Below are 19,221 nucleotides of genomic sequence, written 5' to 3' on the forward strand. Positions count from 1 at the left end.
GCTGTTGCTCTGCTTCAGAGCTTCAGGCGCCGATACAAAGTACTGCGGTTAACCCCCAGCCTTTTCGCCGCCAGACTCACGTTCCCATCGCAGGCCGCCAAGGTCTGTCGCATCACATCCAACGCCAGTTCCTGCAGACTGCCATCCACCACCGGCGTAGCTGCAATGCGTCGCGCTGCCTGATGCAGATACTCCGGCAGCAATTCCCTATCAATCACCGCGCCCGGCTCGGTCAGCGCCACCAAGGTGCGCAGGCAGGCCGCAAGCTGGCGCAGATTGCCCGGCCAGTCGTAAGCAACCAGCGCACGCTCCGCCTCCACACTCAGCACTCGCCCCTGCGCCAACGGCTGCCACATTGCCTGCAGAAGCTGTGCACGATCCTGTGCTTCGCGCAGTGGCGACAGCCGCAGCACATGATCGGCAATGCGGTAATACAAATCCGAACGGAAACGACCTTCGTCCATCGCCTGCTGCAGATCGCAATGCGTCGCGCAGATCAGCATGAAATCCAGCTTGACCGGCTTGCCGCCGCCCAGCGGTGACAGCTCGCGGTCCTGCAACACGCGCAGCAAACGGGGCTGCAAGGCCAGCGGCATGTCGCCGATTTCGTCGAGGAACAACACGCCGCCCTGCGCCTGCCGCAGCAGGCCCTGGCTGCCTTGTCGGCGCGCGCCGGTGAAGGCGCCTTCCTCGTAACCGAACAGTTCGGCTTCGATCAGTCCTTCCGGCAAGGCTGCACAGTTCACCGCGACGAAGGGTTTGCCGCTGCGGCTGCCTTGCGCATGCAGCGCGCGTGCCGCCACTTCCTTGCCGGTGCCGGTTTCGCCCTGCAGCAGCACAGGTAAGCCCGCTTCCAATACGCGATCGGCACGCAGCAGCTGTTCGCGCTGGCCTGCATCGAATACAACGGCGGGCGCGGCAACCGTGCTTGGCAATGGCCGTGCCAATGGTTGCGTGGTGCTGGTCGTCCGCGTGCGCGCGGCCGGTGTTGGCGCATCCAGCTGGCCATGCAGCACGCGACCACTGCGATCCTGCAACATGCCTTCATCGCGCATCCGCGACAACGGCATCTCGAACAGCGCTTCATACGAAGCGCGGCCAATATCACCACGCTCCAGACCGAACAGGTGCAGGCCAACGCCATTGGCAGCCACCAGGCGACCATTGCGGAAACCGAGCACGGCTTCACCTGCGGTGCCCAGCAAGGTGCGGTCGTGGTGCAGGCGCAGCAGTTCGCAATCGCCGATACCGTTCTCGAAAAAGCGGTGCTCGATGCGGTTGGCGGCCAACCGCGCCAGACCCATCGCATGCATCTGCTGCACGCTGGCCGGGCCGCTGATGTCGAGTACGCCGGCCAATTGCCCGTGCGGATCGTGAATGGGCATGGCCGAGCAGCTGAGGATGCCGTGCGGTGCATAGAAGTGTTCGCCGCCGCGTACCTCCACCGCGCGGCCTTCGACGATCGCGGTGCCGATCGCATTGGTGCCCACCGCCGATTCGCTCCAGCACACGCCCGGCATCAAGGCCACGCGGCCGGCCTTGTCGAGGAAGCCTGCGCTGCCCTCGGCGTTGAGGATCCAGCCACTTTCATCGGTGAGCAGAACGATGCTGCCGGTGCTGGCGGTATGTGCGGCCAAGCCATCCAGCTCAGCGCGCGCCAGTCGCCACAAGCGTTCATGGCGCTCGCGCAGTTCGCGCAGGTTGTGCCCGGGCATGGGTTCCAGCGCAGGCTCGGCATCCACCAGCAGGCCGCTGCGCTGGCAGCGCCGCCACGACTGCAGGATGGTGTCGGGCACGGTGCCCACGGGCGTGGTGCCGCGCTCGAAGAACGAGCGGCGGGCGTTGCCCACGCGATGTTGCAGTGCCAGTGCCATGAGCGCTCCTGTGTCGCATTTTGCGACAGCTGTTCAAACCACTGTTCCGATTAACACCACACCCGGACGGGCGCTGCAATCACCTGCGGTTTCGCAGTGCAGCAAATCCGCGCGTGGATTTCCGCCGCCAGTGGCTTTTCATCGTGCCGCAACGCAACAGGCGGAACTTGGCATCGCTCTTGCGCCTGTTGTAGCCACCGCCACACACGCGGCCCACACACCGCTGAACCGGAGATTCCACAGATGAACGCAGTCCTGTCCGCCAAGCCGCATGCCACCGACCCGCAGTCCCTGTTCAAAGCCCGCTATGGCAACTACATCGGCGGTGAATGGGTGGCCCCGCGCAGTGGCCAGTATTTCGACAACACCACGCCGATCACCGGCAAGGTATTCACCCAGGTGGCGCGCTCCAACGCCGAGGACGTGGAGCTGGCGCTGGATGCCGCGCACGCCGCCAAGGATGCCTGGGGCAAGCGTTCGACCACCGAGCGCGCCAACATCCTCAACCGCATCGCTGATCGCATTGAGGAGAACCTCGAGCTGATCGCCCATGCCGAGACCTGGGACAACGGCAAGCCGATCCGCGAGACCCTCAACGCCGACGTGCCGTTGATGGCCGACCATTTCCGCTATTTCGCCGGTGCGCTGCGCGCGCAGGAAGGCAGCCTGTCGCAGATCGACAACGACACCGTGGCCTATCACTTCCACGAGCCGCTGGGCGTGGTCGGGCAGATCATCCCGTGGAACTTCCCGCTGCTGATGGCGGCGTGGAAAGTGGCCCCGGCACTGGCCGCCGGCAACTGCATCGTGCTGAAGCCGGCCGAGCAGACCCCGGCCTCGATCCTGGTATTGATGGAAGTGATCGGCGACCTGCTGCCGCCGGGCGTGCTCAACATCGTCAACGGCTTCGGCCTGGAAGCCGGCAAGCCGCTGGCCAGCAGCCCGCGCATTGCCAAGATCGCCTTCACCGGCGAGACCAGCACCGGCCGGCTGATCATGCAGTACGCCAGCCAGAACCTGATCCCGGTGACGCTGGAACTCGGTGGCAAGTCGCCGAACATCTTCTTCGCCGACGTGATGGACGAGGACGATGATTTCCTCGACAAGGCGGTGGAAGGCTTCGTGATGTTCGCCTTCAACCAGGGCGAGGTCTGCACCTGTCCGTCGCGGGTACTGATCCAGGAATCGATCTACGAGAAGTTCATGGAGCGCGCACTGGCGCGGGTGGCGGCGATCAAGCAGGGCAACCCGCTGGACCCGAACACCATGGTCGGCGCGCAGGCCTCGCAGGAGCAGCTGCAGAAGATCCTGTCCTACATCGAGATCGGCAAGGCCGAGGGCGCGGAAGTGCTGATCGGCGGCGAGCAGAACCAGCTCGACGGCGATCTGGCCGATGGCTTCTATGTGAAGCCGACGGTGTTCAAGGGCCACAACAAGATGCGCGTGTTCCAGGAGGAGATCTTTGGGCCGGTGGTGTCGGTGACTACCTTCAAGACCGAAGAGGAAGCACTGGAGATCGCCAATGACACCTTGTACGGCCTAGGTGCCGGCCTGTGGAGCCGCGATGCTTCACGCCTGTACCGCATGGGCCGTGCGATACAGGCCGGGCGGGTGTGGACCAACTGCTATCACGCCTATCCCGCCCATGCCGCGTTCGGCGGTTACAAGCAGTCGGGCATCGGCCGCGAGAACCACAAGATGATGCTCGACCATTACCAGCAGACCAAGAACCTGCTGGTCAGCTATTCGCCGAAAAAGCTGGGCTTCTTCTGAACCAAGCCCGGATGCGCCCGGTCGGCACTGGCCGGGCGTGATCTGGATCAAGGCGCCAAGCCAGGCTTGGCGCGAAGCTGGACTTATTCCCCGCAAAGGAGATCCATTGATGGACAAGACGATGAAGGCGGCCGTGGTCCGCGCATTCGGCAAGCCGCTGGTGATTGAAGAAGTAACCGTGCCGCGCCCGGCCGCAGGCGACATCCTGGTCAAGATCGAGGCCTGTGGCGTCTGCCACACCGACCTGCACGCCGCCGAAGGCGACTGGCCGGTGAAGCCCAATCCCCCGTTCATTCCCGGCCATGAAGGCGTCGGTCACGTGGTCGCGGTGGGTGCGGGTGTCACTCACATCAAGGAAGGCGACCGCGTCGGCATTCCGTGGCTGTACTCGGCCTGCGGCTATTGCGAGCACTGTCTGGGCGGCTGGGAAACCCTGTGCGAAGCGCAGCAGAACAGCGGTTATTCGGTGAACGGTGGCTTCGCCGAATACGCACTGGCCAACGCCAACTACGTCGGCCTGCTGCCCAAGGAAGTGGGCTTCGTCGAGATCGCACCGATCCTGTGCGCGGGCGTCACCGTCTACAAGGGTTTGAAGGTCACCGATACCAAGCCCGGTGACTGGGTGGCGATTTCGGGTATCGGCGGCCTCGGCCACATGGCGGTGCAGTACGCCAAGGCAATGGGCTTGAACGTGGCCGCGGTGGATATCGACGACAACAAGCTGGCCCTGGCCAAGCGCCTGGGTGCCAGCATCACCGTCAACGCCCGCAACACCGATCCGGCTGCGTTCCTGAAGAAGGAAATCGGCGGCGCGCACGGTGCCCTGGTGACGGCGGTATCGCCCAAGGCCTTCGAGCAGGCGCTGGGCATGGTGCGGCGTGGTGGCACGGTGTCCTTGAACGGCCTGCCGCCGGGTGACTTCCCGCTGGACATCTTCGGCATGGTGCTCAACGGCATCACCGTACGCGGTTCGATTGTCGGCACCCGCCTGGACCTGCAGGAATCGCTGCAGTTCGCTGCCGACGGCAAGGTCGCGGCGACGGTGAGCACCGACAAGCTGGAGAACATCAACGACGTGTTCAAGCGCATGCACGCAGGTGCGATTGAAGGGCGCGTGGTGTTGGACTTCAACGCCTGATCGCAACCGGCCAGCACATCCGCTCCTCCCCCGGGGTGTGCTGGCTGGATTGCTTTTTTTTTGATCAAGCAAGTTCTGCCGAGCATGGCTCGGCACTACATCAGCAATACCGGTTTTGTGGGAGCGGCGTCAGCCGCGAAGCTGATGGACTGGCAGATCATCGCCTACAAAAATTCATGCCGCTGGGAAGGCCCCTGCCGAGCATGGCTCGGCACTACATCACTGCAATACCCTGGTCAGCGTGCGTGCACCGCCGCCACCGGCATGCGGTCCAGCGCCAGCCATGCGTCTTCGACCAGATCCCGCACCTGTTCCCAACGCAGCCGCGAGCCACCGCGTGCCTGTTCCCAGTGTTCGGCCAGCTCCACATCGGTGTCGCCATTGCCACGCGGCCAATCCGCTGCGTGCGTTGCCAGCGCAAATGCATAGGCCGGTTGCAGATCCAGCCAGCCGCGCGCGCCACGGCGGCGCCGCGCGTAGTCGTCGAGGCTGTACTGAACGAAATCCTGCGCCACTTCGTCGGCAGCATGTTGGTTGCGCCTGAGCCGGCCACGCCGCATCAGCTTGGGATCGGCGGCAAACAAGGTTGGCGCAGCGGGATGCTCGATGCGATCGGGGCGGTACATGGCACAACCCTCCCTGTTGGGCGCTCACAGATACGCCTGGGGCCGTTAGGTGGGGGTGAGCGGGGTGTTCAGGTGGTTGTTGGGTGGATGCGACGGCAAAAGAAAAAGCAAAGGCAGAAGCACCCCTCCCCCAACCCTCCCCTTCGCTACGCGAAAGGGAGGGGGCAAAGCGCGCTCAGCTTGCGGCGAGGCTGATCACCGCGCCCATTGCCACTGCAGGCCCACGGTGAAGCCGCGCTCCGGGCCCGGCTCGTAATAGCGCTGGTTGCCGTCATTGACGATCACCGAGCCGATATAGCGCTGGTCCAGCAGGTTATCCACACGCGCGAACGCGCGCAGCGGCCCGCGTGTGGTGGCCCATTGCCGCGCCATCTCCAGGTTCAGCAGGCCATAACCGGATGCGTTGGCGCTGCCCAGATCGTTCGCGCCGATGTCGCTGGCGGCCACCACTTCGGCCGCCCACTGCCACGGCCCCGGCTGCCATTGCCAGCGTGCGAACAGCTGCTGGCGCGGCACGCCCGGCAAACGTGTGCCGGCAGCTACCAGGTTGCTGGGTTGGGTGCAGGGCGAGGGCAGGCCGGTGCAGGTCAGGTAGGCATCACGCACGCTGGCCTGCAGCCAGGTATAGGCCAACTGCAACTGCTGGTCGGCGGCAATCGGCTGCTGCCAGCTCAGTTCCGCACCTTGCCGCCGGGTCGCACCGATGTTGCGGTAGCTGCTGCGGCCACCGCTGTTGGTCGCCACCGCCAGCTCGTCCTCGCTGTCGGCACGGAACAGCGCCAACTCCAGCCGCGCACCGCTCCGCGCCCGCCATTTGCTGCCGATCTCGTAATTGCGGGTGCTGCCGGCGGCCAGATCCAGCGCCAACCCGGCACCACCATCGGCGCGATAGCCCAGCTCATTGAAGGTCGGTGTTTCAAATCCACGCCCGGCCGAGGCGTAGAGGCGCAGATCATCACTGGCGCGGAACACCAGACCCGCCACCGGCGTGGTCGCCGAGTAATCACGGCTGCCGCTGTCATCGGGATTGCTGGCAGTGATGTAGCGGTCGCGCGAACGGAACTGCACCTCACTGTGCCGCGCACCCAGCAATGCCGACCAGCGCGGGCTGAACTGCCACCAGGCCTGCGCGAACTGATCGATGTTCTGCACCCGATCGTTCTGGTCGCGGCGCAGCCGGCCCTTGATGCCCAAGGTGTTGCCGATGAAGTTCTCGTAGCCGGTACGGTGCTGCTGCTGACGGTCGGCATTTGCACCGATCACCAGCTCCAGCGGCTTGCCAGCCAGTTGCCCGTGCCAGGCCCAGCGCGCGTCCACGCCGCCGTAATCGCTGTCCAGGTCGATTACCCCGCCCGAGTGCAGGGGACTGTTCTGCGGCCCCGGCGGGATCGCCAGGAACTGCTCCACCGCGCGCTGCCCCGCATAGCCCATCAGCCGCCAGGTCTGTTGATCACGTTCGGCGCTGTAGACCGCACCGAGCTGCGTCTGCCGCACCGACTTGCGGGTGTTGTACTGGGTAGCCACGGCGGTGGCCTGACGCGGGTTCTCGCGTACTTGCTCGCGACTCAGGCCCAAGGGGTCCTGCGCATGCGGTGCATCGAAGCCGTTGAACAGCAGTTCCAGTCGCTGGCCGGCCGCCAGATCAACGCCCAAGCGCGCATTCACTGATTCACGCCGGGCAGCGCTGTGCTCGCGCCAGCCGTCGGTACGGAAATGGTTGGCTGCCACGTTGTAGTGCACGGCCCCGGCCAGCCCTTTGAGCTGCACACCGGTGCTGGAGCTGTTGTTGCTGCCATGGCTGCTACGCAGCCGCCACGGATCGCCGTCCTGCCCGTCCGCACTCCACAACTGCAGCACGCCGCCAGAGGAATTACCGTACAGCGCCGAGAACGGCCCACGCAGCACCTCCACCCGCTCCGCGCCAAACACATTGAAGTGCGAAAGCTGGCCCTGACCATCGGGCATGGTCGCCGGTACCCCATCGAGCAGCAGCCGTACCCCGCGCACGCCGAAGGTGGAGCGCGCGCCAAACCCGCGCAGCGACAGCTGGGTGTCCTGCGCAAGGTTCTGCCGGTCGCGCGCCAGCAGCCCGGGCACCGCGCCCAGCACTTCGGATACCTGTGCGCCACGGCCATTGCCGTCGGTGCCCAGCGCCAACGTGGTGCTGGAAGCGGGCAGGTCGAAATCATCCACCGCGTGGACCTTGGCCGCCTGGACCTGCACCCGATCCAGCGTTGCGGTGGGCAACTCGTCGGCCAGCGCCGGCAATGCCAGCATCAGCCCGGAGAACGCGAAAAAACGATTACAGGTACGCATCCAGCCATCATCTCCGATCCACGCAGGCAGCGTCATCGCCCCGCGCGCTGAAGTTCCAGCTGAAACCCTACGGCCACGGGGCTCCAGCCCTGTTAGGATGATGCGGTTATGAGCGCGCTTTTGCTGCATCCCGCGCCGAACACCCCCCACTCCCCGCCACTGATACGAGTATCGCCGTGTCCTTCTTTGCAAACGTCGAACAGGTTCCTGGTGACCCGATTCTGGGTCTGACCGAGGCTTACAACGCTGACAGCCGCACCACCAAGGTCAATCTTGGCGTGGGCATCTACTACGACGAGAGCGGCCGCATTCCGCTGCTGCGCGCCGTCAAGCAGATCGAGCAGACGCTGGCCGCCGAGGCCAAACCGCGCGGTTACCTGCCCATCGACGGGCTGCCGGCCTACACCCAGGCCACCCAGAAGCTGGTGTTCGGCGAAGCTTCGGAGCTGCTGGCCGCTGGCCGCGTTGCGACCTCGCAGACCGTTGGCGGCAGCGGTGCGCTGCGCGTCGGCGCCGATCTGCTGAAGCGCCTGCTGCCGCACGCTACCATCGCCATCAGCAACCCGAGCTGGGAAAACCACCGCGCAGTGTTCGGTGCCGCCGGTTTCGACGTGGTCGATTACACCTATTACGACAACGCCGCGCACGGCCTGGATTTCGCCGGCATGCTGGCCGACCTGCAGAAGCTGCAGCCGGGCACCGTGGTGCTGCTGCATGCCTGCTGCCACAACCCGACCGGCGCCGATCTGAGCACCGAGCAGTGGAAGCAGGTTGCTGCGCTGATGAAGGACCGTCAGCTGTTCCCCTTCATCGACATGGCCTACCAGGGCTTCGACAAGGGCATCACCCAGGATGGCCAGGCCGTGCGCATCGTCGCCGAGGCCGGCATCGACAGCTTCATCGTCGCCAACTCGTACTCCAAGTCGTTCTCGCTGTACGGCGAGCGCGTCGGTGCGTTGTCGGTGGTGGGCCCGGATGCGACCTCGACCAAGGCCGTGCAGTCGCAGGTCAAGCGCATCATCCGCACCATCTACTCCAGCCCGTCCACCCACGGCGCCGCGCTGGTCGCCGGCGTGCTGAACAGTGGCGAGCTGCGTGGCGTGTGGGAAGCCGAGCTGACCGAAATGCGTGAGCGCATCCACGCCCTGCGTGCCGGCATGGTGCAGAAGCTGGCCGCCCTGGGCGCGCCGGAGTTCGGCTTCATCCAGCAGCAGGCCGGCATGTTCTCCTACTCGGGCCTGAGCAAGGCGCAGGTGGACAAGCTGCGTGACGACTACGGCATCTACGCCGTCGGCACCGGCCGCATCTGCGTTGCCGCACTGAGCCAGAACAACCTGGATTACGTGGCCAAGGCAGTCTACGAAGTCAGCCGCGGCTGATGCAGCCTTGCTGCTGATGTGATGAAAAGCCCGGGGAAACCCGGGTTTTTTTTGGCTTGAGGGTTGTGGATAAAGCTGTGGAGCAAAGGCCTTGGAGCTTTATAGCACCCCTCCCCTTGCCTACGGCAAAGGGAGGGGGCAATAGCTGCAGCCCTCACCATTTCGCGAACTGCAGCTTAGCCCCCTCCCTTGCGCAAAGCGCAGGGGAGGGCTGGGGAGGGGTGCCGTTGCTCCTGCCATTGCTTTATCCACAAGCCCCTGTGGATATCCAGCAGCTATCCCGGCACCACCCAGGTAACCACCACTGCGGCCACCACCATCGCCCCAAGCCCAATCGCCACGCCAGCGCCATAGCGCCCGCCACCACTGGCGAACGCCAGCACCGATTTGGCCAATGACGCCGAAGCGAGCAGCGCCACCACACCCCAACGCGCCTGCGCCAACTCCAAACCACCTGAAGCCGTAAGCCCGGCAATACTCGCCGCCGCAGCATGTAGTTCACCCAAGGCCGCAATCGTCGCCCCAGCCAAGGCACCGGCCTGCCCGAACAGCTGCCGCAGCCCTTCAGACAGCAACAGCACCACCGCAATCACCAGCGCGATCAGCAAGGCATGTTTCAGCTGGAAGGCCTTGCTGGCCGGCCCCGGCGGCACCGCTTCATCGGCCACATGGCGCAACCCCAGCGCCGAGCACAACAGCAGAACCAGGCACGCTGCCGCCAGCGGCCATGCCGTAGCCTTCAACAACATCGCCGAACTTGTGCCGATAACGGCGGCAAACAACAGCAACGAGGCAAGATTCGCCAACAACGCGGCCGCCACCGAAGGCATCACCAAGGCCGGCGCAGCGCGACTGCTGCGGCCAAACCCGGCCACTGCCGCGGTCGAGGAGGCAAAGCCGGAAAAGAACCCGGCTACCGGCAGACCCCAGCGCGCGCCCACCGCCCGCAGCGCGATATGGCCGAGCATGCCCACGCCCATCACCAGCACCACGATCTGCCACAGCTTGGACGGCACCAGCACGCCCCAGGGATCGACCGCGCTGTCCGGCAACATCGGCAGCACCACCAGCGCACAGGCGGCCAACAGCAGGGCGTCGCGCACTTCCTGATCGCTGATCACTTCCCGGCTCAGTCGCGCCAATGGCGCCTTGGCCCATAGCAGGATCGCCACCACCACGCCCAGCGCCGCCGCCAGCGCCTGCTGCTGCATGCCCAGCCCACCCAGCAACACAGTTATCAACAGGGCGATCTCGCCGGTCAGGCCAGGATCTTCACGCGAGGTAACGCAGTAGCTGGTCCACGCTAGCGCCGCCACCGCCAGCAGTGCGACCACGAATACCGCCTGGCCCAGCATCAGGGCCGCCGCACCCAGCAGGGCCGACAGCGCATGGGTGCGGACGCCAGCCTGCAGGCTCTTGCGCCCACCGTGCTGACGCTCGCGCACCGCGCCGATCAGCAGGCCGATGCCCAGAGCAGTCAGCAAACCATGTGTGGCCTGGTTCCAATCCATCGTGTTCTCCGCAAGGCCCTGAATGGTACGAGGCCTGTGGATAAAACCAATACCCACGGACTTATCCACATCTCATTCCGCTATGGAATTATCCCCAAACGCTTGTGGATAACCCGCTTGCGCCCGCCCTGGCGGGGCTTCTCCTGGCCATCGTACGTGCGCAATGCATCGTCTTGCAGGCTCTGTCCAGATTTGTCCACAGGAAGACAAAGTCTGGCCGCGGCTCGCTAAAAGTGGAGCCAGCCGCGACAATAGCGCCCCTTTCGTCTGAAGGTAGTTGCCGTCCATGTCCCGTACGTCGCTGACCCGTTTCCTGATCGAAGAACAGCATGCCAAGCGCATCAACGCGGACCTGCGCCAATTGGTGGCAGTCGTGGCTCGCGCCTGCACCAGCATCTCGATCGCTGTCAGCAAGGGCGCCCTGGGCGGCGTGCTGGGCGATGCCGGCACCGGCAACGTGCAGGGCGAGGCACAGAAGAAGCTGGACGTGATCTCCAACGAAATCCTGCTCGAGGCCAATGCCTGGGGTGGCCACCTGGCCGCCTGTGCCTCCGAGGAAATGGACCACAGCCAGCCGGTGCCGTCGGAATACCCGCTGGGCGACTTCCTGCTGCTGTTCGATCCCTTGGACGGCAGCTCCAACATCGATGTGAACGTCTCGGTCGGCACCATCTTCTCGGTGCTGCGCTCGCCCAAGGGTGTGGATAAGCCGGGCGACGAGCACTTCCTGCAGCCGGGCACCCAGCAGGTCGCCGCTGGGTACTGCATCTACGGGCCCAGCACCATGTTGATCCTGACCGTCGGCCATGGCACCCACGCCTTCACCCTGGACCGCGAAACCGGTGAGTTCGTGCTGACCCAGCGCGGCATGCAGGTACCGGCGGACACCAAGGAGTTCGCCATCAACATGTCCAACCAGCGCCACTGGGAAGCGCCGATGCAGGGCTATGTGGCTGACCTGCTGGCGGGCAAGGACGGCGTGCGCGGCAAGGACTTCAACATGCGCTGGATCGCCTCGATGGTGGCCGACGTGCATCGCATCCTGACCCGCGGCGGCATCTTCATCTACCCGTGGGACAAGAAGGACCCGTCCAAGGCCGGCAAGCTGCGCCTGATGTACGAAGCCAACCCGATGTCACTGCTGGTCGAACAGGCTGGCGGCGCCGCCACCGATGGCCGCGAGCGCATCCTCGACATCGCCCCGACCCAGCTGCACCAGCGCGTGCCGGTGTTCCTCGGCTCGAAGAACGAAGTAGCTGAAGCCACCCGCTACCACCGCGAGCACGACCTGCAAGACTGAGCCCCGCTTCACCTGTAGTGCCGAGCCATGCTCGGCTGAGGCCTTACCGAAAACCCCCTGTAGTGCCGAGCCATGCTCGGCAGGGGCATTACCGGTACAGCCCCGCTGCTGGGCATTGCTTGGAAAGCCCTTGCCGAGCATGGCTCGGCACTACCTGGACGTTGCTGGGAACGCCCCTGCCGAGCATGGCTCGGCACTACCCATGCGGGGCGGTTCGCGCCACCATCGGCGGTAGCTCTCCGGAGATACCGTCGATGCGCACATGGATTCTGCTGTTGATGTTGCTGGCTCCCGGCTGGGCCTGGGCACAAACACCGGCAACACTGGAACAAGCCGATACGGCATGGAACCAGCTGCGCCTGCACGGTGATGCCAAAGCGCTAGCACCACTGCTTGCTGAAGACTGGCTGCTCACTCATTCCGACGGCCGCGTGCAGCACAAGGCCGACTACCTGAACGAGCTGGCAACCCGCCAGCGCCGCAACACCCGCATCGACAACGAAGACGTGCAGGTCCGCCAGCATGGCGATACCGCGGTGATCACCGGCATCAGCGTGCAGGCCGCCATCAGCGATGGAAAGCCTTGGGAAGGCAGGTTCCGCTTCACCCGCGTCTGGCTGCTGCGCGATGGCCAATGGCAGATGCTGGCTTCGCACTCGTCCCGGCTGGAGGCCACGCAATGAGCGTGCCCGACTTCATCGAGGTCTATGACAACGCACTGACTGCCGCCGATTGCGCGGCAATCGTCGAACGTCTGCGCCACAGCACACAGCTCAAACCCGGCCAGGTCGGCAGCGGTGTATTCCCCGAACTCAAACGCAGCCACGACCTGCGCATCAGCGGCAACGAGGGTTGGCGCGATGTCGAGCAGCGCCTGCAGCAGGCGGTGTTCAACGGCATGCTGCAGTACCTGCGACGTTATCCACAGGTTCTGATTTCACCGTTGATGCTGCAGGTACCCGATGCGCAAGGCCAGGCGCGACGACTGAGCGCAGATGATTTCCAGGGTATGGACGATGCCGCGCTATCCGAACTCGCGCGCACCTGCCTGCGCCCCGGCGCGATCAACCTGCAGTGGTATACGGCGGGCGAGGGCGGCTACCCCTATTGGCACTGCGAATTGTTCCCGCGTGATCCTGGTGGCGAAACCCTGCACCGGCACCTGCTGTGGACGCTATACCTCAATGACGGCTTCGAGGATGGCGAGACCGAATTCCTGTTCCAGCAACGCAAGGTGGTGCCACGTACGGGCAGTCTGTTGATTGCGCCGACGGCGTTCACCCACACCCATCGTGGCAATCGCCCGCAGGGTGGCGACAAGTTCATTGCGACCAGTTGGATTTTGTTCCAGTCGGCGCAGCGGTTGTATGGCGAGGCGACAGAAGCCGGTGGGACATGAGATTCCTCCCGCTTGCTCTGACTTCTCTGTTGTTGTCGGCCTGCGCTTGTCCACCGCCGCCAGCGATGAAACAAGCCTCACCTGCTGTCAACAGCCTTTGTGAGCGCCACATCGGTGTTCCTCAACCCGTTTCCCTCGGCGAGCTCCTCGCAAACGGTCATGAGTACGAAGGGCGTGCTGTCTCCGTTTCAGGCTACTACGTGCATGGCTTCGAGCACTCGGCGCTGTATCGAGACGCAGGCGTGGATATCTACGCGCGCAATTTCGACGAAGGCATTTGGATCGATGGCCTTTCACCTCTCCAAGCCGAGCCGGAAACTCATGTACTTCTAACGGGTGTCTACACAAAAAAAACAGGCGGTCATTTGGATAAATGGCCAGGCAGCCTCTGCGTTGTGCATGTACGACCTGCGTCCTGAGCAGTGCGTCTTTGGTAGAGCGGAGCCATGCTCCGCTGGGACGTTAGGAGTAACCAATGTGGGAGCAGCGTCAGCCGCGAAGCTGGTGAACCAACCGAGGTGGAAAAGATGATCGCAGCTTCATTGCTGTCGCTTCGCGGCTGACGCCGCTCCCACAACCGATACGACGCGCTGCCGAGCATGGCTCGGCACTATAGGTGGGGCTTAGAACAATTCGCCCTGCAACGACGGCTTTTTCGGCGGCAACGGTGCAATGAACTTGCTGCAATCCAGCCACGGCCACTGCTGACGCGATGCGTTGAAGCCCAGGCGTTTGCTGGCCAGCTTGAAACGGTTTGCCAGCAGGTCGGCATACACACCCTCGCCACGCATGCGCTTGCCGAACTGGCTGTCGTAATCCTTGCCGCCGCGCAGTTGGTTGATGGTGCTCATCACGTGCTCCGCGCGCTGTGGATAGTGCGCATCCAGCCAATCGCGGAACAGCGGTGCTACTTCATAGGGCAGGCGCAGCAGTACGTAACCGGCGCTGCTGGCGCCGGCATCGCGTGAAGCTTCCAGCACCGACTCCAGTTCAGCGTCGTTGATCCACGGAATCACTGGCGCCACCATCACGCCGACCGGAATGCCGGCATCACTCAAGCGGCGCATCGCACGCAGCCGTGCATGCGGTGCCGACGCACGCGGCTCAAGCTTGGCGGACAGATGCGGGTCCAGCGAAGTCACCGAGAAGTGCACGCTGACCAGTTGCTGCTCGGCCAAGGGCGCGAGCAGATCCATGTCGCGCTCGACCAGCGCGTTCTTGGTGATCAGCGAGAACGGGTGCCGGGTTTCCTGCATCACTTCGATCAGCTGGCGGGTGATGCCGAGCTTGCGCTCGATTGGCTGATACGCATCGGTGTTGATGCCCAAGGCAATCGGCTGCGGTACATAGCCGGGCTTGGACAGCTCACGCCGCAGGACTTCGGCGGCATTGGTCTTGGCGAAGATCTTGGTTTCGAAATCCAGGCCCGGCGACAGATTCAGATAGGCATGCGTCGGCCGTGCGAAACAGTAGGAACAACCGTGCTCGCAACCGCGATACGGATTGACCGATTGACTGAAGCCCACGTCCGGCGAGTTGTTGCGGCTGATGATGCTGCGCGCGGTCTCCGGGCGCACATCGGTGCGCAGCCGGGCGGCGGCGAATTCCTCACTCTCATCGACCGCCCAGCCGTCATCGACGGCTTCGCTGGTCTGGGTTTCGAAACGGCCGGGCAGGTAGGTGCTGGCACCGCGGCCCTTGATCGGGGTAGGCATACGCCTACCCTAACGCCGGCTGGTCGCAGGATCTGCGACCAGCCGTATTCACCTTGCGCCTGCTTCAGCCGGCCTTGGGCTTGATCACCAGGGTGGCGCTCATGCCGGCGCTGAGCACGGCGTCGGCGGGAACCGACTGCGGATCAATGCTGACCCGTACCGGCACGCGCTGCGCCAATCGCACCCAGTTGAAGGTGGGCTCGACTTCGGCCAGCAGGTTGCTGCTGGTAGGGCCGGCCGCGTCAGCGATACCGGTAGCAATACCTTCGACCTTGCCCTGCAAGTGCACACCGCCAGCCATCAGGCGGATATCCACGGCATCGCCACGATGGATCTTCGGCAGCTTGGTTTCCTCGAAGTAGCCATAGACCCACATGCCTTCGCTGGCAACCAGCGCCATCCGTGCCTGGCCGGCGGCGGCGTAATCACCAACACGCACGTCGAGGTTGGTGATGGTGCCGTCGGCGCTGGCGCGTACTTCGGTACGTGCCAGTTCCAGCTGCGCCTGTTGCAGGATGACACGCGCCTGCTGCAGGGCGGCGCTGGCTTGCTGGCTGCCGGCGCTGGCGGCGTGCGCGCTGGCCTGTGCCTGCTTCCAGCTGGCCTGTGCTGCCTGCGCAACGGCGCGGGCATCGGCCTGCGATTCGCGCGAGACGATGCCGTCGAGCTGGGCGCGACGCTGGGCCTGTTCCTGGCGCATCTGGAACTCGGCCTGGCTGGCGCTGGCGCCGGCACTTGCCGCCGAGATCGAGGCACCGGCAGCGCGCGCAGCGGCTTCGGCGGCCTGCAGATCGGCCTCGGCTTTTGCCACTGCCAGTGCATAGCGGTCGCGGTCGATGACGAACAGCAGCTCGCCTTTTTTGACCCGCTGGTTGTCGTGCACGGCGACTTCGGTGACCAGGCCGGACACATCCGGCGCAATGCGCACCACCTCGGCACGCAGGCGCGCATCGCGCGTCCAAGGGCTAAGCATGTATTGGTGCCAGACCACATAGGCAAGCACTGCGGCCAGCAGCACCACCACTGTGGTGACACCGCCTCGTATCAGGCTGGCGGTTTTCATCGGTACATCCTCAATCAGGAAAAGTGCGGCAGGAACAACAACAAGGCCAGGCAGTAAACGCTGGCAAACAAGGCAACGCGCACCAGCGAGGGGTGCAGCGCGCGGCGGTACAGGCCAACCCGGCCCAGGCCGTAATCCAGCAGGCCGAACACAGGCAGCAACAGCACCACCAGCACCAGCGAGCCGGGGAAATAGATATCGCCGATGGATACTTCAAACGGCATGGCGGGCCTCCTTCAGGCGTTGCTGGCGACGTGAACGCTGCACGTAGGCGGCCAGCACCGAGGCGCTGTCGTCCAAGCTCATCTGCAGCAGGTACAGGTGATCACGCACGGCGCGCAGCGCCTGCGGTTGCGGGCCGGCCAGCTCGCTCAGCGCGCCCTGCACGCTGGCCTTGGCATCGCGCAGGGTGCGTGCCTGCGGTTCGCGGTAAAGCTGGCCGAGCAGTACCAGCGCCTGTTCGATCCGTGCGCGCAGCGTGGCTGGCAGCTGTTGCTCGGCAAGGTCATGGCGCAGATCGATCGCGCAATGCCCGGCTTCGTGCACCAGCAAGGCCCACTCGAACAACTGCCGTGACGGGCGGCTGCCGGGCGCGGTGCGGCTGGCTACCTGTTGGAACAGTTCGCGGCTGACACTTTCAAACTTCGGCAGCAACCCGGGCAGCGGTGCGCTTACCGCCAACTGCACCTGCGCCCGCAGGCGCTCCAGCAGGCGCCGCTGGCGTTGCTTGCTGCCGGGCAGGCCCGGCACCAGCATGAATACACCGGTTGCGATGAAGGCGCCGACCGCCAGCGTCAACGAGTTGTCCAGATAGCTCTGCGCGCTGGGATGGAAATGCGGGCCCATGTTCCACGAGACCAGGATGCCGACGTTCAAGGCCAAGCCGGTCACCGCGAAGCGCGGCCGGGTGGAGATGTACAGCGAGGCGATCATCGATGGCAGGGTCAGCAACACCAGCATCGGGAAGTCGGATCCCAATGCCATCGCAATGAAGCCAGGCACCGCGAAGAACGGCGCTATGACATGGCCGATGGTGGCCCGACGCACTACCCACAATGGGTCGGGCGCAGCGGAGGACATCGCCACCAGCGCGGCCATGCCGAATACCGCCAGACCGCCCTGGTTCCAACTGCTGCTCAGCCACAGCAGCGACAGGGCCAGCATCACCACGAAGCAGCGTACAGCTGCCAGGGCAATCGCATACCAGTCATTGGCGCGGGTAAAGCGCACCTTGCTCAAGCGCGGCGCGCGTGCCCGCAGGCGGCCGTTGCCGGTTTCCATACGCGCCTTGGCGCCTAGATAAGCCTGCAGCTCTTCGGCAAAGCGGCGCACCAGCAAGGCGCTTGCATCGAAGCCGGTCTGCAGGTCTGCCGGCAGCGCGCGCCGTTCGCGGGCGAACACGCCATTGAGTTGTCCACACCAGTGCTGCAGCGCCTTGGCCAGGGCAGGGACGTCATCGCGCAATGCGCTGTCGTCCAGCAGCTGCGACAAGGGCTTCAGGCTTGCCCGCACCGCTGCGACCAGGGCGTCGTCCTTGCTGCGATGCAGGCGATCGATATGGTGGTGCAATGCCTGGAAACGCGAGGTGGCTGCCATGAAGTGCTGGTTGATCAGCTTCAGCTGGCCGTTGTTGCTGCGCAGGATCGGGTCGTCGAAGTACGCCATCGCACGCAGGTCTTCGAAGTTGATCGCGCCTTGCACCACCCGGCTCTGGGTGCGCTCGATCACTTCAAAGCCGTGCAGGCGGCCGCCGATCGCATCGGCGACAAAACCCAGGAAGTCATTGAGGTTGCCGTCATCGGCGGCGCGCAGGCCGGCGCGCAGGCGGTTGGGCCACAGCACGTCGAACACCACGCTGGTCACCGCCATGCCGAGCAGCACCTCGCCGGTGCGCTCCAGCGCGCTGTTGAGGATGTTCTGCGGATGGTTGAGTACCGGGAACACGATCATTGCCACGGTGTAGCCGGACAGCACGAAACCGTACGAGGCCATGCCGCGGCTCCACACCGAGCCGCCGGCACAGAAACCGGCCCATAGCGCCATCACCGTCACCAGGGCGACCGGGCTTTGCGGGAACAGCGACACCAGCAGCACCGCCATCGCACAGCCGACCACGGTGCCGACGCCACGATAGAAGGCCTTGGCCAGCACCATGCCGGTATTGCGGTTCATCACCACCAGCACGGTGATCATCGCCGTGCCGGGCGAGCTCATGCCCAAGCGCATCGCGATCCAGCCGGACAGGTACAAGGCCACCAGCACCTTGCCGATGTAGGCCCATACCGCGCGTTCGCCGCTCATGGCCTGGGCGAAGGTGTGCAGCCAGGGGGTGGGGGACTTGGTGTCAGGGGACTGCTGCGCGCCCGGCGCGTACTCAGCCGGTTGGGAGCTCATGGTTGTTGTTCCAGGCCCATCAGGATGCGGGTCAGCACGGTTTCGGTGCGGCGCAGTTCTGCCGGCTCGACGCCGCTGAAGAAGTGCTGCAGCTGCTGGATCACCGCCGGCATCACCTGCTCGATCAGCTGCTCGCCGGCCGGGCTCAGCCGTACCACCAGCTTGCGCCGGTCCTCGCCGCTGGGTTCGCGGCTGACCAGGTCCTTGGCCAGCAGCTGATCGATCAAACGGGTGACGTTGGACGACTTCTCACTGGCCGCCTCGCTGATCTCCGACGGGCTCAGGCCCTGCTCGGAGCCATCCAGCATCATCAGCACGTTGTACTCCGGATGGGAGATGCCGTATTCGCGCATCAGCTGGTTGCCGTGGTCGCAGAACAGCTTGTGCACCAGCTTGATCAGCCGCGCCAGCATGGCCTGGTCGCGCGGAAAACCGGGGTGGCGGGCACTGCTGATCGCCAGCTTCTGGTCGATGCTGGCGTAGCCGCCGGCGGCGGGGATGGGTTTGTCCATCCCGGTATATTACATTTATGTATTAAATGATGCAATGCACAAATGCCAGCGGCTTTTGTAGGAGCGGCGGCAGCCGCGAAGCTGACAAGCCCGTCGCGCAAAGCGCATACCCGATTACATGGCCGCCGAGCGCTTTCGGTGCCGGAGCCAGCTGTGGCTTCGCGGCTGACGCCGCTCCCACAACAACGAGGCTTACCTCATCGGCGAATGCACCGCAGCTT

16 protein-coding genes are annotated in these 19,221 nt (G+C 64.7%); 7 read left to right on the forward strand and 9 right to left on the reverse strand.

Translation table 11 applies throughout. From position 1 onward, the window contains the following. Window positions 1-14: 14 nt before the first annotated feature. Window positions 15-1,874, reverse strand: a complete 1,860-nt coding sequence (locus ACVOLV_RS00575) for a sigma-54-dependent Fis family transcriptional regulator (protein WP_481552689.1) — start codon at window positions 1,872-1,874, stop codon at window positions 15-17. Window positions 1,875-2,117: 243 nt separating this feature from the next. Here ACVOLV_RS00575 and adh point away from each other — a divergent pair, with 243 nt between their 5' ends. Both adh and adhP read left to right on the forward strand, forming a co-directional pair. After that, the gene (gene adh, locus ACVOLV_RS00580; RefSeq protein WP_481552690.1) at window positions 2,118-3,647 is read left to right on the forward strand and encodes an aldehyde dehydrogenase; all 1,530 of its coding nucleotides are present in this window, start codon (window positions 2,118-2,120) and stop codon (window positions 3,645-3,647) included. Window positions 3,648-3,756: 109 nt separating this feature from the next. Further along, a complete protein-coding gene (gene adhP / locus ACVOLV_RS00585; protein WP_481552691.1) occupies window positions 3,757-4,785 on the forward strand; it encodes an alcohol dehydrogenase AdhP in 1,029 nt (342 codons plus the stop codon). A gap of 236 nt (window positions 4,786-5,021) precedes the next feature. Here the strand turns inward: adhP and ACVOLV_RS00590 are convergent, their stop codons facing one another. Both ACVOLV_RS00590 and ACVOLV_RS00595 read right to left on the reverse strand, forming a co-directional pair. Then, a complete protein-coding gene (locus ACVOLV_RS00590; protein ID WP_481552750.1) occupies window positions 5,022-5,345 on the reverse strand; it encodes a hypothetical protein in 324 nt (107 codons plus the stop codon). Between the two features lie 261 nt (window positions 5,346-5,606). Further along, window positions 5,607-7,727: a TonB-dependent receptor family protein gene (locus ACVOLV_RS00595; protein ID WP_481552692.1), complete on the reverse strand. Its 2,121-nt coding sequence runs from the start codon at window positions 7,725-7,727 to the stop codon at window positions 5,607-5,609. 176 nt (window positions 7,728-7,903) lie between these two features. Between ACVOLV_RS00595 and ACVOLV_RS00600 the strand changes: the two genes are divergently transcribed. After that, window positions 7,904-9,106, forward strand: coding sequence for an amino acid aminotransferase (locus tag ACVOLV_RS00600; protein ID WP_481552693.1), 1,203 nt, complete (start codon window positions 7,904-7,906; stop codon window positions 9,104-9,106). A gap of 275 nt (window positions 9,107-9,381) precedes the next feature. Here ACVOLV_RS00600 and ACVOLV_RS00605 read toward each other — a convergent pair whose 3' ends face one another. After that, a complete protein-coding gene (locus ACVOLV_RS00605) occupies window positions 9,382-10,617 on the reverse strand; it encodes an MgtC/SapB family protein (RefSeq protein ID WP_481552694.1) in 1,236 nt (411 codons plus the stop codon). Window positions 10,618-10,903: 286 nt separating this feature from the next. On the opposite strand from ACVOLV_RS00605, the gene ACVOLV_RS00610 reads away from it, so the two are divergent. The 4 genes from ACVOLV_RS00610 to ACVOLV_RS00625 all read left to right on the forward strand — a co-directional run bounded on the left by ACVOLV_RS00610 (window position 10,904) and on the right by ACVOLV_RS00625 (window position 13,735). After that, entirely contained in the window at window positions 10,904-11,917 is a 1,014-nt protein-coding gene (locus ACVOLV_RS00610) for a class 1 fructose-bisphosphatase (RefSeq protein ID WP_481552695.1), read from the forward strand. Between the two features lie 254 nt (window positions 11,918-12,171). Beyond that, window positions 12,172-12,600 (forward strand): nuclear transport factor 2 family protein, encoded by a 429-nt coding sequence (locus tag ACVOLV_RS00615; protein ID WP_481552696.1) that lies wholly within the window; start codon window positions 12,172-12,174, stop codon window positions 12,598-12,600. Beyond that, a complete protein-coding gene (locus ACVOLV_RS00620) occupies window positions 12,597-13,316 on the forward strand; it encodes a 2OG-Fe(II) oxygenase (protein ID WP_481552697.1) in 720 nt (239 codons plus the stop codon). The genes ACVOLV_RS00615 and ACVOLV_RS00620 overlap by 4 nt, the downstream gene beginning before the upstream one ends. Before the next feature lie 65 nt (window positions 13,317-13,381). Beyond that, complete coding sequence (locus ACVOLV_RS00625) at window positions 13,382-13,735, forward strand: hypothetical protein (protein WP_481552698.1); 354 nt, start codon at window positions 13,382-13,384, stop codon at window positions 13,733-13,735. A gap of 204 nt (window positions 13,736-13,939) precedes the next feature. Here ACVOLV_RS00625 and ACVOLV_RS00630 read toward each other — a convergent pair whose 3' ends face one another. The 5 genes from ACVOLV_RS00630 to ACVOLV_RS00650 form a co-directional block, all read right to left on the reverse strand. After that, window positions 13,940-15,031, reverse strand: coding sequence for a PA0069 family radical SAM protein (locus ACVOLV_RS00630; RefSeq protein WP_296247364.1), 1,092 nt, complete (start codon window positions 15,029-15,031; stop codon window positions 13,940-13,942). Window positions 15,032-15,095: 64 nt separating this feature from the next. Then, a complete protein-coding gene (locus tag ACVOLV_RS00635) occupies window positions 15,096-16,094 on the reverse strand; it encodes an HlyD family secretion protein (RefSeq protein ID WP_481552699.1) in 999 nt (332 codons plus the stop codon). A 14-nt stretch (window positions 16,095-16,108) separates the two neighbouring features. Further along, window positions 16,109-16,318 carry a DUF1656 domain-containing protein gene (locus tag ACVOLV_RS00640; protein WP_481513393.1) on the reverse strand — a complete coding sequence of 70 codons (210 nt, stop codon included), beginning with the start codon at window positions 16,316-16,318 and terminating at the stop codon, window positions 16,109-16,111. Continuing rightward, window positions 16,308-18,488, reverse strand: a complete 2,181-nt coding sequence (locus tag ACVOLV_RS00645; RefSeq protein ID WP_481552700.1) for an FUSC family protein — start codon at window positions 18,486-18,488, stop codon at window positions 16,308-16,310. The genes ACVOLV_RS00640 and ACVOLV_RS00645 overlap by 11 nt, the downstream gene beginning before the upstream one ends. After that, window positions 18,485-19,000 (reverse strand): MarR family winged helix-turn-helix transcriptional regulator, encoded by a 516-nt coding sequence (locus tag ACVOLV_RS00650; protein WP_481552701.1) that lies wholly within the window; start codon window positions 18,998-19,000, stop codon window positions 18,485-18,487. The genes ACVOLV_RS00645 and ACVOLV_RS00650 overlap by 4 nt, the downstream gene beginning before the upstream one ends. Window positions 19,001-19,221: the final 221 nt, after the last annotated feature.

Source organism: Stenotrophomonas sp. STEN023 (assembly GCF_056760135.1).

What these genes read in the sequence shown, in the direction of transcription:
- ACVOLV_RS00575 (WP_481552689.1), bottom strand. Translation starts at nt 1,874, where the DNA reads ATGGCACTGGCACTGCAACATCGCGTGGGCAACGCCCGCCGCTCGTTC.
- adh (WP_481552690.1), top strand. Translation starts at nt 2,118, where the DNA reads ATGAACGCAGTCCTGTCCGCCAAGCCGCATGCCACCGACCCGCAGTCC.
- adhP (WP_481552691.1), top strand. Translation starts at nt 3,757, where the DNA reads ATGGACAAGACGATGAAGGCGGCCGTGGTCCGCGCATTCGGCAAGCCG.
- ACVOLV_RS00590 (WP_481552750.1), bottom strand. Translation starts at nt 5,345, where the DNA reads ATGCGGCGTGGCCGGCTCAGGCGCAACCAACATGCTGCCGACGAAGTG.
- ACVOLV_RS00595 (WP_481552692.1), bottom strand. Translation starts at nt 7,727, where the DNA reads ATGCGTACCTGTAATCGTTTTTTCGCGTTCTCCGGGCTGATGCTGGCA.
- ACVOLV_RS00605 (WP_481552694.1), bottom strand. Translation starts at nt 10,617, where the DNA reads ATGGATTGGAACCAGGCCACACATGGTTTGCTGACTGCTCTGGGCATC.
- ACVOLV_RS00610 (WP_481552695.1), top strand. Translation starts at nt 10,904, where the DNA reads ATGTCCCGTACGTCGCTGACCCGTTTCCTGATCGAAGAACAGCATGCC.
- ACVOLV_RS00615 (WP_481552696.1), top strand. Translation starts at nt 12,172, where the DNA reads ATGCGCACATGGATTCTGCTGTTGATGTTGCTGGCTCCCGGCTGGGCC.
- ACVOLV_RS00620 (WP_481552697.1), top strand. Translation starts at nt 12,597, where the DNA reads ATGAGCGTGCCCGACTTCATCGAGGTCTATGACAACGCACTGACTGCC.
- ACVOLV_RS00625 (WP_481552698.1), top strand. Translation starts at nt 13,382, where the DNA reads ATGAAACAAGCCTCACCTGCTGTCAACAGCCTTTGTGAGCGCCACATC.
- ACVOLV_RS00630 (WP_296247364.1), bottom strand. Translation starts at nt 15,031, where the DNA reads ATGCCTACCCCGATCAAGGGCCGCGGTGCCAGCACCTACCTGCCCGGC.
- ACVOLV_RS00635 (WP_481552699.1), bottom strand. Translation starts at nt 16,094, where the DNA reads ATGAAAACCGCCAGCCTGATACGAGGCGGTGTCACCACAGTGGTGGTG.
- ACVOLV_RS00640 (WP_481513393.1), bottom strand. Translation starts at nt 16,318, where the DNA reads ATGCCGTTTGAAGTATCCATCGGCGATATCTATTTCCCCGGCTCGCTG.
- ACVOLV_RS00645 (WP_481552700.1), bottom strand. Translation starts at nt 18,488, where the DNA reads ATGAGCTCCCAACCGGCTGAGTACGCGCCGGGCGCGCAGCAGTCCCCT.
- ACVOLV_RS00650 (WP_481552701.1), bottom strand. Translation starts at nt 19,000, where the DNA reads ATGGACAAACCCATCCCCGCCGCCGGCGGCTACGCCAGCATCGACCAG.